The following is a 13,879-nucleotide window of genomic DNA, read 5'->3' as shown; positions in this document are numbered from 1 at the left end:
TTCAATTCTTACACCGCGCCTGTTTCCAGACCAGCGCGCAATGCCAAAAACAGCCCTTCCGGCAGACGAGAAAAGGTAACCCGCTGCGCGCCCTGCCAACGGGCAAAATCGGTTATTGCAGCTTGCAGCCCCTTTTCCAGTGCGTCGCCGGGTTTCACGCCCGCTTCAAGATAGAGTGCAATAACCTCCAGTACCCCTTCTTTGCGGTGCATTTTGGCATCCATACGCCCGACAAGCCGACCACGATGCAGCAGCGGCAGAACAAAATAGCCGAATTGCCGTTTTGGCGCCGGGGTATAGCACTCCAGCCGATAGCTGAAATCAAACAACTGTTCTGCACGCTTGCGATCCCACACCACCGGGTCAAACGGCGAAAGCACCGCGCTGTGCGTGGCCCGCAGTTTATCGGCCTCGGCCTGCTCCAGCAGTGGCAGCAGTGAAGCATGCAACCATGCCGGGCCAATGTTCTCAACATTGACCGGGTAGATCTTTTGCGCGGCCTGTAAACGCTCCAGCAGTACAGGTAAGGCGGGTTGACGCAGGCGATAGTAATCCGCCAGCCACTGAGCGCGAAACAGCCCCAGACTGCGCGCGCTGTTTTCCAGCATGCGAAATTCAGCGTCGGCCTGCGGTAACAGATCTCGCGTATCATCCCAGTGCGGCATAACCCGATGGGTTAAATCATAAACACGCTGAAAATTCCGGCGCTCAACCACCATCACTTTCCCGGCGGTAAATAATCCTTCGAGATGGCGTTTATGCGGTTTCCACTCCCACCAACCGCTGGTGCCTTTGCGTGGATGTTCGAAATCCACTGAACGCACCGGGCCATTTTGCTGGATATGCGCAATAAGCTGCGCAATTTCGTCCGCATGCTCTTCCATCCATGCCTGGCGGTATTTCCACCCCATGTTATCCGGCGACAACATGCGGTGGCGCATCAGCGCAAAATCCTCACGCGGTAAAAAACAGGCTTCATGCGCCCAGTACTCCATCAGCTCGCCGTTTTTCAGGGCTTCATCCAGCCACTGCGGCGGATAATGCCCCAGGCGGCTGAACAGGACCAGATAAGGGCTGCGGGCAACAATATTGATGGTATCAATTTGCAACAGCGACATACGCTGAATGGTGGTGAGGATATCTGCAGGTCTGGCGCGCCGTGAGGGTTTACGTAAGAGCCCCTGGGCGGCGAGATGCAGGTGACGGGCGGCGGTCAATGAAAGGTGCGGCACAGACATGGGAGTTCCTGTTAAGTCAACAGGGCGCAGCCGATGCAACAGTCGTCAGCGCGCCAGAGTGATCAATTCCTGCAGTAATTTCTCCGCCCGTTCGCCTTCCAGTTGTGCGTCTACAGGCAAATACCACCAGTTGTCTTCGGCAAAAGCGCGGCACTTAACGGCATCTTTCTCAGTCATGACTAACGACTGACCGGGTTTCACCAGTGCGTGGACATCATTATGGGTGAGCGCCTGATGATCGGCCAGTGCTACCGTCTTTTCCAGCGTTACGCCACTTTCAGCAAGGGTAGTAAAAAAACGAGGGGGATGGCCAATGCCCGCCATCGCCACCACATGCTTCAGATCGCGAACTTCGCGGCGCTCGCCGGTATGCAGGTTGATAGCCATCCCGGGCCGCAGACGCATCGGGATTTCGTCGCGCTTTGCCACACCACCATTGGTGATGACGGCATTGACTGTTTTCAGACGTGAAGCGCGCTCGCGCATCGGTCCGGCTGGCAACCACCAGCCATTGCCAAAGCGCCTGACGCCATCAATGACCACGATTTCCATATCACGGGCAAGCCTGTAGTGCTGCAAACCATCATCCGTGACAATAAGTTGCACCGGATGCTGTGCCAGAATCGCTTTAACAGCCTCGGTCCGCACAGGCGAGACAGCAACCGGCGCTCCCGTGCGCTGATAAATCAATACCGGCTCGTCCCCGGCTTGCGCCGTGGGGGTGGTTGAGGTCAATAACAGGGGATAACGATCCGCTTTGCCGCCATAGCCACGCGAAACCACGCCAACACGGATACCGCGCTGCTGTAACTGCTCCACCAGCCAGATGACCACCGGTGTTTTACCATTGCCGCCGGCGGTCAGATTACCCACAACAACCACCGGGACAGGCGCGCGCCAGGCTTTCTTCAGACCCAGACGATAGGCAAGACGAATAACACCGCTCACCAGGCCATAGAGCCAGGAGAACGGCAACAGCAACAGCCACAGCGGAGATTCACCGGACCAGATGCGCGCTATCATTCGCCAAACTGCATCTTGTGAAGCTGAGCATACACACCGCGGTGCGCCAGCAACTCGGTATGACTACCGCGTTCAACGATGCGACCATCCTCTACCACCACAATCTCATCAGCTTGCTCAATGGTCGAAAGACGGTGAGCAATCACCATAGAAGTACGGTTTTTTTGCAGCTCGTTTAACGCCGCCTGAATAGCGCGTTCAGACTCGGTATCCAGCGCGGAGGTCGCTTCATCGAGGATCAGGATTGGGCTATCTCGCAACAGCGCGCGGGCAATGGCGATACGCTGACGCTGACCGCCGGAGAGCAATACGCCGTTTTCACCGATGACCGTGTCCAGGCCTTGATCCATTTTATTGATAAAGTCGAGGGCATAGGCCATCTTCGCAGCCTGCTCAACCTCTTCACGGCTGTACTCTTCGGTACGCGCATAGGCAATGTTGTTAGCAACGGTGTCGTTAAACAAATGGACATTTTGCGATACCAGCGCAACCTGATCGCGCAGTGAGGCCAGTTTATACTCACGCAGATCGTGGCCATCCATCAGGATTTGGCCTTCGTCGATATCGTAAAAACGCGTGATCAGGCTGGCCATCGTCGATTTACCGGAGCCAGAGCGCCCCACCAGGGCAACGGTTTTCCCCGCAGGGATCGTCAGATTGATATTACGCAGCGCGGGCGTTTCCCGTCCCGGATATGTGAAGGTAACATTGCGGAATTCAATATCTCCACGGGCGCGTTCAATCACCAGGGTGCCTTCATCTTTTTCCTGCTCGCTATCAAGGATCGCGAACAAAGTCTGGCAGGCAGCCATACCGCGCTGAAATTGGGCATTGACGTTGGTCAGCGATTTTAGCGGACGCATCAGCGCAATCATCGAAGAGAAAACCACGGTGATCGTACCGGCTGTCAGCGTATCCATCACGCTTGGGAAGCTCGCTGCATACAGCACAAATGCCAGAGCAAGAGAGGCAATAAGTTGAATGATCGGGTCTGAAATGGATGAGGCTGACACCATTTTCATCCCCTGCAGACGCATCTTGTTGCTGACTTTGTCGAAACGACTGGTTTCCACTTGCTGGCCACCAAACATCAGCACTTCTTTATGCCCTTTCAGCATTTGCTCCGCACTGGTGGTCACCTGCCCCATGGTGTTTTGCATGTTTTTACTGATGTTGCGAAAGCGTTTAGACACCACGCGAATAGCGAGCGACACAATAGGCGCCAGCACAATCAGGATCACCGACAACTGCCAGCTATACCAAAACATCATAATAAACAGGCCGATGATCGACGCGCCTTCGCGCACCACCGTGATCAACGCACTGGAGGAAGAGGACGCCACCTGTTCAGAATCGTAAGTGATTCGCGACAGCAGCGTCCCCGTGGACTGTTTGTCAAAGAAGGAAACAGGCATCCCCATCATGTGGCCGAATAAACGACGGCGCATGGTCATTACCACTTTTCCGGAAACCCAGGAAATGCAGTAGCTGGAGATATAACTGGTGATACCACGCAGGATCATCAGCCCGATAACCACCAGCGGCATCCACAGCAGCACTGAACGGTCCGTTTTACCAAAACCATCATCCAGTAACGGTTTGAGCAGCGATAGCATAAAAGTATCGCTGGCTGCGTTGAGGATTAACGCTATCCCCGACACGATCAGACCCGCTTTAAAAGGCGCAATGGTTGGCCAAAGTCGGCGGAAAGTCTGCCACGTGGAGAGATCTTTATCGTTCTGCATTCAAAAAACCAGCACTTGTTGAAATAGCCGCATATTCTACCTGTTATCGCTGGGGACGCCAAACCACTGATGATACCAACGAGGTAAAAGTTGATCTCGTAAGCTATGGATTTCCCAGCCCTGCGATGAGAAAGAGAGCGTTATCTGCCCCTGATGGGCCGTATCGAACCAACGATAGCCTTGCTGGCGGTAGCGTGTCGTCACTTTTGCCGAGGGCAATCGCCAGGCGTTATAGCGAGATGCCGACGCCAGTGCAGCTTCACTGGCGACACGTTGAATAAAAGGCAGCGTTGATGAGGTATTGCTCCCATGATGGGGTACCTGCACCAGCGTGGAAGCAAGATGTTCCCAATAACGACTCAGCATCGCCATCTCCCCCTGCGCCTCAATATCACCCGTCAGCAAAATACTGTTCTGGCCATCATCTACCCTGACCACACATGATCGGTTATTGCCTTGTGTCGTTGAGCCTTGCAGGGGCCAGTGAACACTGAAATTTAACCCTTGCCACTGCCACTTTTCACCACGGAAACAAGGATGATGCCCCGCCCAACCTAACGGGCTTCGCACCCACATCCCCGGCCAGGTATTCAGTAAGCTGTTCAGCCCTCCCCGGTGATCCAAATGTTCATGACTCAGAATAACGCCTTCCGGCACCAGCGCATGCCAGCGCAGCCACGGGATAATTAACTGCTGCCCGCTGTCGCCGCCAGGCCAGGCTGCTCCTGTGTCATAAAGGATCGCTTTGCCATCACGCTCAATGACCATGGCAAGCCCGTGCCCGACATCAAGCATGTGTACCGACCATCCCCCACCCCGCTCACTTCGCCAGAATGGAAAAGCCAACATCACCAGACATGCCACGCAAACAGCGGGCGTTGTGCGCCACAGGTTAAAACGCCAGGCCATCAACGCACACCAGGGCGCCCATGCCAGCCACTGCCAGCGCATATCAACGTTTAACCAACCAGGGGGGAGCCAACGTAAAAAGCTGAAGAGTATTTCCAGCGTGTTATCCGCGACAGACCAACAAACAGTCTCCATTATTGAAGACCCGGTCAGATGCAGCAGCATACCTAACAGAATGAAGGGTACGGCAACGAAAGTGACCAGCGGGATAGCCCCCAGGTTCGCGACCAGAGCGCTGAGGCTGATGCCGTGGAATATCGACAACTGGATCGGCAGAAGCAGCACTGTCATACCCGCCTGCAAATAGAGGAGGTTAATACAGCCTCTCACCCACCAGCGCGGATGTGCGCCAGGAGTGGGGAGCCACTGATACCAAAACAGCAGCGCAGCCACTGCAAAAGCAGACAGCCAAAGGCTGTCTGAGAGAACGGCAAGGGGATCGGTAAATAAAATGGCTGCCACACAGCACAGCCATACTTGCCAGGGCGACCACAGACGCCCGGAAAGCCTTAACATAGCCCAGGCACTGAGCGCCACCGCCGTGCGTAGAGCCGGAGGCTGCAACCCCGTTAGCCATGCATAGCCAATCGCGCCGCCCACGCTTAAGAGCAACGGCAACCGCCAACCAATCCACCGGGCGGGAAGGAAAAACTGCACACCGCGTACGATAAGCCACACCAGCATAGACGCAAGAGCGATATGCAACCCGGAGATCGCCATCAGATGCGCCGTGCCGGTTTGTCGCATTACGTTTTTCACGTCACGGCTCAGCGCTGAGCGCTCACCCATTCCCAAAGCCAGTATGACCTGCTGCCAGGTGTATGCCGTCAACTGCTCCCTCAGCGACTGCAGATACCCGGCACGCCAGCTGCAACCTGCATCCAGTATTCGGGCATGAATAATCCGCCCGCTTAAAGATTGATGAGATGCCAGAGCATAACGTTGGGAGTCAAAACCACCATCATTGAGCTGCCCATGTATCGGGCGAGCGCGAATCGTCATCGCCCAACGTTGCCCGCTGCAGGTCTGCTGGGGAAGATACTCCCCGTAAAAGGTAATGCCGGGTGCAGGATAAAGGCGCACGCCGTCCAGGCGGAGAATTTTCCCCTGGTGGCGGGTCATATTATCGGTTTCGGTAAGCATCACCTCAACATGGCGGTTACCACCTGCCAGATGTCGGGTCGGCCAGAGGATTTGCTGTGCTGAGAGGATCCCCCATACAAAAAACAGAAGCGTAAACCCGCAGTAACGCAGCACCGGCTTTTGGCTGTACGCAAGCAGACAGCCAAAAGCCAGTACGCACCAGACAAGACGGATATCCGGTAAAGCGGGCAGCCACAGCAGTGGCAAAATGCCGGCCATAATACAGGCGCTGAGCGCAGGTAAGGTCATGCACACCTCCTTGTTGCACAGGAAGTATGCGGCGTTGCAGTTGCCGTGTCTGGAGAGTGATGAACCGTTTGCGGCACAGGCTGGTAAGTTTTTACCGCGTTACATCTTACGCAATAAGCATTACGAGCAAAGTCCCGAAAAATTCAGACTGGCACAAAACAAAAAAGCACCCCGAAGGTGCTTTTTTGCTGTTTAAGTTTTAGCGTTTCGCTAAACCTTATTCATAAATATTGGCGCGGTCGCGTAATTCTTTACCCGGTTTAAAGTGGGGAACATATTTTCCTTCCAGATCCACTTTGTCGCCTGTTTTGGGGTTACGCCCGGTGCGAGGTGCACGATAGTGCAGAGAAAAACTGCCGAAACCGCGGATCTCAATGCGCTCACCCTGGGCAAGAGTAGAGGCCATATGCTCCAGCATCTCTTTTACGGCATCTTCCACGGCTTTTGCCGGGATATGCGATTGCTGGCTTGCAAGTCTTTCGATCAATTCTGACTTGGTCATGATTCCTCCGGTTTCCTTCAAGGCAAAAATTCGCTTAATAGCTTTAACAAGGGCGGCCGTAGCCGCCCTTTGTCATTGATTACAGGACGAATCCTGCAATCTGTCAAGTGACTCGTCATCCTGCGAACTGCAGTGCGTTAACTTCGTCACTACAGTCCGCAAAGTTGGGAGTAACTTACTCGCCTTTCGCTGCTTTGAAAGCTTCAGCCATAGCGTTAGAGAAGTTGCCTTCTTCCTGTTTGTTGTTAACAGAAGCGATTGCATCTTTCTCATCAGCTTCGTCTTTCGCACGAACAGACAGGCTAACTACGCGGTTCTTACGGTCAACGCCGGTGAATTTAGCTTCAACATCGTCGCCAACATTCAGAACCAGAGTTGCGTCTTCAACGCGGTCACGGGAAGCTTCAGAAGCGCGCAGGTAACCTTCAACGCCGTCAGCCAGTTCTACGGTTGCGCCTTTAGCGTCAACTGCAGTGACTTTACCGTTTACGATTGCGCCTTTCTTGTTCAGTGCAACGTAGTTGTTGAACGGATCTTCTGCGAGCTGTTTAACGCCCAGAGAGATACGCTCACGCTCTGCGTCAACCTGCAGAACAACGGCTGCGATTTCGTCGCCTTTTTTGTATTCACGAACTGCTTCTTCGCCTGCAACGTTCCAGGAGATGTCAGACAGGTGAACCAGGCCGTCGATACCGCCGTCCAGGCCGATGAAGATACCGAAGTCAGTGATAGACTTGATTTTACCTTCAACGCGGTCGCCCTTGTTGTGGGTTTCAGCGAACTGCTGCCACGGGTTGGATTTGCACTGTTTCAGGCCCAGGGAGATACGACGACGTTCTTCGTCGATATCCAGAACCATCACTTCCACTACGTCGCCAACGTTAACAACTTTGGACGGGTGGATGTTTTTGTTGGTCCAATCCATTTCGGAAACGTGAACCAGGCCTTCAACGCCTTCTTCGATTTCAACGAAGCAGCCGTAGTCGGTCAGGTTGGTAACGCGACCAGTCAGCTTGGTGCCTTCCGGGTAACGTTTAGCGATAGCTACCCACGGATCTTCGCCCAGCTGTTTCAGGCCCAGAGATACACGAGTACGTTCGCGGTCGAATTTCAGCACTTTAACAGTGATTTCGTCGCCAACGTTTACGATTTCGCTCGGATGCTTAACGCGTTTCCATGCCATATCAGTGATGTGCAGCAGGCCGTCTACGCCGCCCAGATCAACGAATGCACCGTAGTCAGTGAGGTTCTTAACGATACCTTTAACTTCCATGCCTTCCTGCAGGTTTTCCAGCAGCTGATCGCGTTCTGCGCTGTTCTCGGATTCGATAACCGCACGACGGGAAACAACAACGTTGTTACGCTTCTGGTCAAGCTTGATTACTTTGAATTCAAGCTCTTTGCCTTCCAGGTGCAGAGTGTCACGGACCGGACGAACGTCTACCAGAGAACCTGGCAGGAACGCACGAATACCGTTCAGCTCAACAGTGAAGCCACCTTTAACTTTGCCGTTGATAACACCGGTAACAGTTTCAGCGTCTTCGTAAGCTTTTTCCAGCGTGATCCAAGCTTCGTGACGTTTAGCTTTTTCACGGGACAGCAGGGTTTCACCGAAGCCGTCTTCTACTGCATCCAGAGCAACGTCAACTTCGTCACCAACCTGGATTTCCAGCTCGCCCTGGGCGTTTTTGAACTGCTCAGCCGGAATGGCGGACTCAGATTTCAGACCGGCGTCAACCAGTACTACATCTTTGTCGATAGCAACAACAACACCACGAACGATGGAACCCGGGCGGGTTTCGATTTCTTTTAAGGATTCTTCAAACAGTTGAGCAAAAGATTCAGTCATGTTTAATCTTCAGGTTTCATATTTAACGTCCACCTGGCTCCGTGCCGGATGGGGTTGTTTAACATACCCGCTGTCATTCCATTGCAACGGGGGTACTGCAAATTCGGTCGCAATTATGCGAGGGCCAATTTTTGGCGAGCATATTGTAGCGCTTTCTCAATCACTTGCTCAATACTTAAACGGGTTGAATCCAGTACTAAAGCATCGGCAGCAGGCACTAACGGCGCAACAGGGCGATTACGATCGCGATCGTCACGTTCTTTGATCTCGGCCAAAAGGCGTTCAAAGTTAACACTAAAGCCCTTCTCCTGCAACTGCAGCATACGGCGGTGCGCACGCTCTTCAGAGGAGGCGTCAAGGAAAATTTTCACTGGCGCATCGGGGAAAACAACGGTGCCCATATCACGCCCGTCCGCGATCAGGCCCGGCGCTTCGCGAAACGCGCGCTGGCGACGTAATAACGCCTCGCGCACGCGCGGGAAAGCCGCCACTTGCGATGCCGCATTCGCCACGTCCTGAGTGCGAATTTCACCACTCACATCTTCGCCTTCCAGAATCACTTCCAGATTGCCGTTGGTCGAGACAAAACGCACATCCAGATGCGCCGCCAGAGGAACCAGCACCTCTTCGGAGGTCACATCAACATGGTGATGTAGCGCGGCCAACGCCAGCACACGATAAATGGCGCCAGAGTCCAACAGATGCCATTGCAACGCTTCCGCCATTGCCTTGCAAAGGGTGCCTTTTCCCGCACCGCTCGGCCCATCAATGGTAATTACCGGGGCAATTGCCGTCATCTTTATCTCCTTAATCAGGGCATACCGTTACATAAACGCCGCGCATTATACGCGGCAATGCGCACGATCGTTACTCCCGCGTGCGAATAACGGAATATATGGAGCTGAGTGTAGAAGAATTGTGCGGGAAGCGGGCTGATTTACATCAGCCCGGCACAGACAGAAATGACGTTACTTTTTATCTGCGGCAATGCGCTCGCGGATATGCTGCGCGCGCTCAGTTGACGGCGGATGGGAATCAAACATCGATTTCTCCGAACCCGCATCCAGCTTCGCCAGTTTCTCAAAACTGGTGACTAATCCCTGACGGCTGATGTTACGTTTTTTCAGCAAATCGTAAGAGAAATCGTCCGCGGCGGATTCCTGAGTGCGGGAGAATGCGGAATTCACCATATTCTCAGCCAGGTCGCCGAGCTGGGACTGGGAGAGTTGTGCACCTGCCGCACTGCTGGCGGAGATGGCATCACGGGCAGCCAGTGTCGCATACGCCGTCTGCATTGCTTTGCGGCTATGACCCAGGGCAACGTGCCCCATTTCATGACCCAGTACAGCTTCGACTTCATTATCCGTCATCATATCCATGAGACCGCTGTACACGCGAATGCAACCGTTCGCCATTGCCCACGCGTTAACCTCTTTCGTCATATAAACTTTATAGGTTACTGGCGTGCCATCGATATTGTTACCCAGCGCTTTTGCAATTTTGTCGAGACGCTTCGCATAGGTACTGGATGCCGGGGCAAGGGTGTTCTGTTTATCCATCTCCGCGCAAGACTTCTCTGAGAGCGCCTTCACGTCGGCATCGCTGAGCGTTGCCGCTTTGTATGCTGACATACCGGATTTGGTTAACGCTTCTGCGTTGATACCACCCATGTTTTTACAACCAGAGACCAGAGTTGCCGCCATCAGGCAGCTGAAAATCATTGTTTTTTTCATAGACAGTCCATGTTTATCTAATTGAATCATCGGGAATATTCCCGGGCAGATAGTAACATGGAGCAGAAGGTTGTCGACACCCTCAACAATAGCGGGTAAGTCAGCCCTGCGATGCCTGCGCAGGGCTGATAAATGTTATCAGGCAGGGGTACTAATGCGGGCTAACTGTTCGAAGTAGTCCGGGAAAGTTTTCGCTGTGCATTTCGGGTCGAGGATCGTAACGGGCGTATCCGACAGCGCCACCAGCGAGAAGCACATCGCCATACGGTGGTCGTTATAGGTGCCAATTTCCGCAAACTGCAATTTTGCTGGCGGCGTAACGCGAATATAGTCTTCGCCCTCTTCGACTTCGGCACCCACTTTACGCAGCTCTGTTGCCATCGCAAACAAACGGTCTGTCTCTTTCACACGCCAGTTATAGATGTTGCGCAACGTCGTCGTCCCGTTAGCAAACAGCGCCGTCGTGGCAATGGTCATTGCCGCATCCGGAATATGGTTCATATCCATGTCGATAGCGTTCAGCTCACCATGCGTACAGGCAATGTAATCATCACCCCAGACAATCGTCGCGCCCATTTTTTCCAGCACATCGGCAAAGCGGATATCACCCTGCACGCTGTTACGGCCAATGCCGGTTACTTTAACCGTGCCGCCTTTTATTGCCGCCGCGGCGAGGAAATAAGAGGCAGATGAGGCATCCCCTTCCACCAGGTAGTGACCCGGTGACTGATAGCGCTGTCCACCACGCACCACAAAACGCTGGTACTGCTGGTTTTCAACGTCAACACCGAAGGTCTTCATCAGATGCAATGTGATGTCGATATAGGGTTTGGAAACCAAATCGCCTTTAATGGTGATGATCGTATCTTGTGGAGCCAGCGGCGCAGTCATCAGCAGTGCGGTTAAGAACTGGCTGGAAACGCTGCCGTCAACACTCACATCACCGCCGGTAAAACCACCGCGCAGGCGCAGCGGAGGATAATTTTCCTGCTCAAGATAATCAATCTGCGCGCCGCCCTGACGCAAGGCATCGACCAGATGGCCGATTGGACGCTCTTTCATGCGCGGTTCGCCGGTCAGCACTAACTCATTGTTCCCAAGGCACAGCGCTGCCGCCAGCGGGCGCATGGCAGTTCCGGCGTTGCCAAGGAACAATTCAAGCTTTTCCGCAGAATGCAGCGGACCGCCGACACCGGTCACTTCGCAACGGGTGCGATCGGCGGATAAAGTGTAATGAACTCCCAGCGCGCTGAGGGCATTCAGCATATGGCGCACATCGTCACTGTCCAGCAGGTTAGTCAGAACGGTCGTGCCATGGGCGAATGCAGCAAGCAACAAAGCGCGGTTTGAGACACTCTTTGAACCAGGCAGATTGATGGTGCCATCCACCCGCGCGATGGGTTGTAACGTCAGGGATTCCATGAAACTTCACTCTCAACAAACAGAATAAAACCCCCGCAGTTCAACTACGGGGGTACGTTAAAACAGGTCGATGATTAACCGTGGCGACGTTCGAAATCGACCATAAAATCAGTCAGCGCCTGAACACCCGCCAGAGGCATCGCGTTATAAATAGAAGCACGCATGCCTCCCACAACGCGGTGGCCTTTCAGCGCGTGCAAACCCGCGGCGATTGACTCTTCGAGGAAGACTTTATCCAGCGCACTGTCTGCCAGCTGGAAAGGCACATTCATGCGGGAACGGTTCGCTTTTGCAACATCGTTACGGTAGAAGTCACTGTTATCAATCACGCCATAAAGCAGGTCAGCTTTTTGCTGATTGATTTTATCCATTGCAGCTACGCCGCCCTGTTTTTTCAGCCATTTAAACACCAGACCTGAGAGATACCAGGCAAAAGTCGGCGGCGTGTTGAACATGGAGTCGTTTTCGTTCAGCACGGTATAATCAAGAATGGACGGGCAGGACGCGTGCGCGTTACCCAGCAGATCTTCACGTACAATCACCAGCGTCAACCCTGCCGGGCCGATGTTTTTCTGCGCGCCAGCGTAGATCACGCCGAAACGGCTAACATCAATCTGGCGCGACAGAATCGTTGAGGAGAAATCCGCAGCGACAACGACGTCGCCAAAATCCGGCGTTTCGTCAATGGCGATACCGTCAATCGTTTCGTTCGGGCAGTAATGCAGGTAAGCAGCGTTAGCGCTCAGTTGCCAGTCGCGCATCGGTTTTACCGCACGCAAACCATCAACAGTGATTTTCGCGTCGATCACGCTCGGTACGCAGTATTTTTTCGCTTCTTTTACTGCGCTTGCCGCCCAGTAACCAGCATCCACATAATCCGCAGTGGTTTTCTCACCCAGCAGGTTCAGGGGAACGCCGGCAAACTGACCGCGGCCACCGCCGTGACAGAACAGAACCTTATAGTTGGAGGGGATGTTCAGCAGGTCGCGAAAATCCTTTTCTGCTTCTTCCGCCACATGGATAAACTCTTTACCACGGTGGCTAATTTCCATCACCGATGTACCAAGCCCTTGCCAGTCGCACAGTTCCTGTTGCGCCTGTTTGAGCACATCCGCCGGTAACACTGCCGGGCCAGAACTAAAATTGAAGACCTGAGTCATTTCCCCTCACCACGCTATAAAGCAATAAGTTATTCCTGTGACATCGGTTTTATCATTCAGCGCCACGCGCCGCAACGGGTAATAGGCGCGGGAGGGAAGTTGTGCGCCAAATCACATAGCAGATTGTTTTGCATTGCTTACGGAGACCCGATAAAAACCCTGTTATGTGACGCGAATTGCCCGACTGGCCTTCGACCATTCCGGATTTGCACAGCGCGGGCAGATTTTCTCTTCACCCGCCCGAAGCGGGACAATTTTGCTGCAGCGCACGCAAACATAGTCTCCCTCTTCAGGGGCCTTTTTAAAGCGTTCGCTACAGCCTTCCGGCAGAATACACAGGCCGGGTTTAACCTCTTCATCGGTAAAGTAGTACACGCTAAGTTGCCCATTCGTTTCCATAATTGCCAGGCGGACCTGCCCTAACTGGTCAACACCGTTGGTACGTAATTCCATAAAGAATTCAAATTCGGTCAGGTTCTCCTCGTGTAATTTCTCCCATGCCAGCTCGCCGTCTTTGACGATCACTACCGGTTTGCCTTCCAGCAAATCTTCCAGTTTTTCACTGTGCGACATCAACCACATCACCAGGCGGTAGAGCATGCCCAGCGTAATAAACACCACGAGTACGGGCAGCATGGGTACATCGTCGTAGAAGGCCACATCACCCGCAGCGGAACCCAGCGTCAGAATGATGAGGACTTCAAATAACGACATCTGCCGTACGCCGCGCCGACCGGTGATTTTGAGAAATAAGAAGACTAAAACAAAGGTATAGAGGCTACGCAGCGCGACTTCCCACAGAAAATCAAGGGGTACCTTGTCGAGCGCCATCCGGTGCAGGTCGAACGCTTTCATTTTTTCATGCCTGTACAGTCAGTTACTTTCCATAAGCATAGTCAGAAGTTT

11 protein-coding genes are annotated in these 13,879 nt (G+C 53.5%); all 11 read right to left on the bottom strand.

All coding sequences use genetic code 11. The features are described 5' to 3' along the window. Positions 1 to 8: 8 nt before the first annotated feature. Positions 9 to 1,238, bottom strand: a complete 1,230-nt coding sequence (locus ACQ3G7_RS17860) for a winged helix-turn-helix domain-containing protein (protein WP_430890846.1) — start codon at positions 1,236 to 1,238, stop codon at positions 9 to 11. Between the two features lie 45 nt (positions 1,239 to 1,283). Further along, positions 1,284 to 2,261, bottom strand: coding sequence for a tetraacyldisaccharide 4'-kinase (gene lpxK / locus ACQ3G7_RS17855; RefSeq protein WP_430890844.1), 978 nt, complete (start codon positions 2,259 to 2,261; stop codon positions 1,284 to 1,286). After that, entirely contained in the window at positions 2,258 to 4,006 is a 1,749-nt protein-coding gene (gene msbA, locus ACQ3G7_RS17850; protein WP_263097285.1) for a lipid A ABC transporter ATP-binding protein/permease MsbA, read from the bottom strand. The genes lpxK and msbA overlap by 4 nt, the downstream gene beginning before the upstream one ends. A gap of 36 nt (positions 4,007 to 4,042) precedes the next feature. After that, on the bottom strand, positions 4,043 to 6,307 hold the full coding sequence (locus ACQ3G7_RS17845) for a ComEC family protein (RefSeq protein WP_430890841.1): 2,265 nt from the start codon (positions 6,305 to 6,307) through the stop codon (positions 4,043 to 4,045). A gap of 217 nt (positions 6,308 to 6,524) precedes the next feature. Continuing rightward, on the bottom strand, positions 6,525 to 6,809 hold the full coding sequence (ihfB, locus tag ACQ3G7_RS17840; protein ID WP_007374142.1) for an integration host factor subunit beta: 285 nt from the start codon (positions 6,807 to 6,809) through the stop codon (positions 6,525 to 6,527). 175 nt (positions 6,810 to 6,984) lie between these two features. Next, on the bottom strand, positions 6,985 to 8,658 hold the full coding sequence (gene rpsA, locus ACQ3G7_RS17835) for a 30S ribosomal protein S1 (RefSeq protein ID WP_017456188.1): 1,674 nt from the start codon (positions 8,656 to 8,658) through the stop codon (positions 6,985 to 6,987). 113 nt (positions 8,659 to 8,771) lie between these two features. Continuing rightward, positions 8,772 to 9,455 carry a (d)CMP kinase gene (gene cmk, locus ACQ3G7_RS17830; RefSeq protein WP_061494677.1) on the bottom strand — a complete coding sequence of 228 codons (684 nt, stop codon included), beginning with the start codon at positions 9,453 to 9,455 and terminating at the stop codon, positions 8,772 to 8,774. A 171-nt stretch (positions 9,456 to 9,626) separates the two neighbouring features. Continuing rightward, complete coding sequence (gene loiP / locus ACQ3G7_RS17825; RefSeq protein WP_263097288.1) at positions 9,627 to 10,391, bottom strand: metalloprotease LoiP; 765 nt, start codon at positions 10,389 to 10,391, stop codon at positions 9,627 to 9,629. A 138-nt stretch (positions 10,392 to 10,529) separates the two neighbouring features. Beyond that, positions 10,530 to 11,813, bottom strand: a complete 1,284-nt coding sequence (gene aroA, locus ACQ3G7_RS17820; RefSeq protein WP_430890838.1) for a 3-phosphoshikimate 1-carboxyvinyltransferase — start codon at positions 11,811 to 11,813, stop codon at positions 10,530 to 10,532. Between the two features lie 74 nt (positions 11,814 to 11,887). Beyond that, entirely contained in the window at positions 11,888 to 12,973 is a 1,086-nt protein-coding gene (serC, locus tag ACQ3G7_RS17815) for a 3-phosphoserine/phosphohydroxythreonine transaminase (RefSeq protein WP_430890836.1), read from the bottom strand. A 162-nt stretch (positions 12,974 to 13,135) separates the two neighbouring features. Beyond that, positions 13,136 to 13,828, bottom strand: coding sequence for a DUF421 domain-containing protein (locus tag ACQ3G7_RS17810; RefSeq protein ID WP_430890834.1), 693 nt, complete (start codon positions 13,826 to 13,828; stop codon positions 13,136 to 13,138). Positions 13,829 to 13,879 lie beyond the last annotated feature (51 nt).

The sequence above is a fragment of the Kosakonia sp. N21 genome, from assembly GCF_050587465.1.
Taxonomy (GTDB): Bacteria; Pseudomonadota; Gammaproteobacteria; order Enterobacterales; family Enterobacteriaceae.
This window is presented reverse-complemented; position numbering and strand designations above follow the sequence as displayed.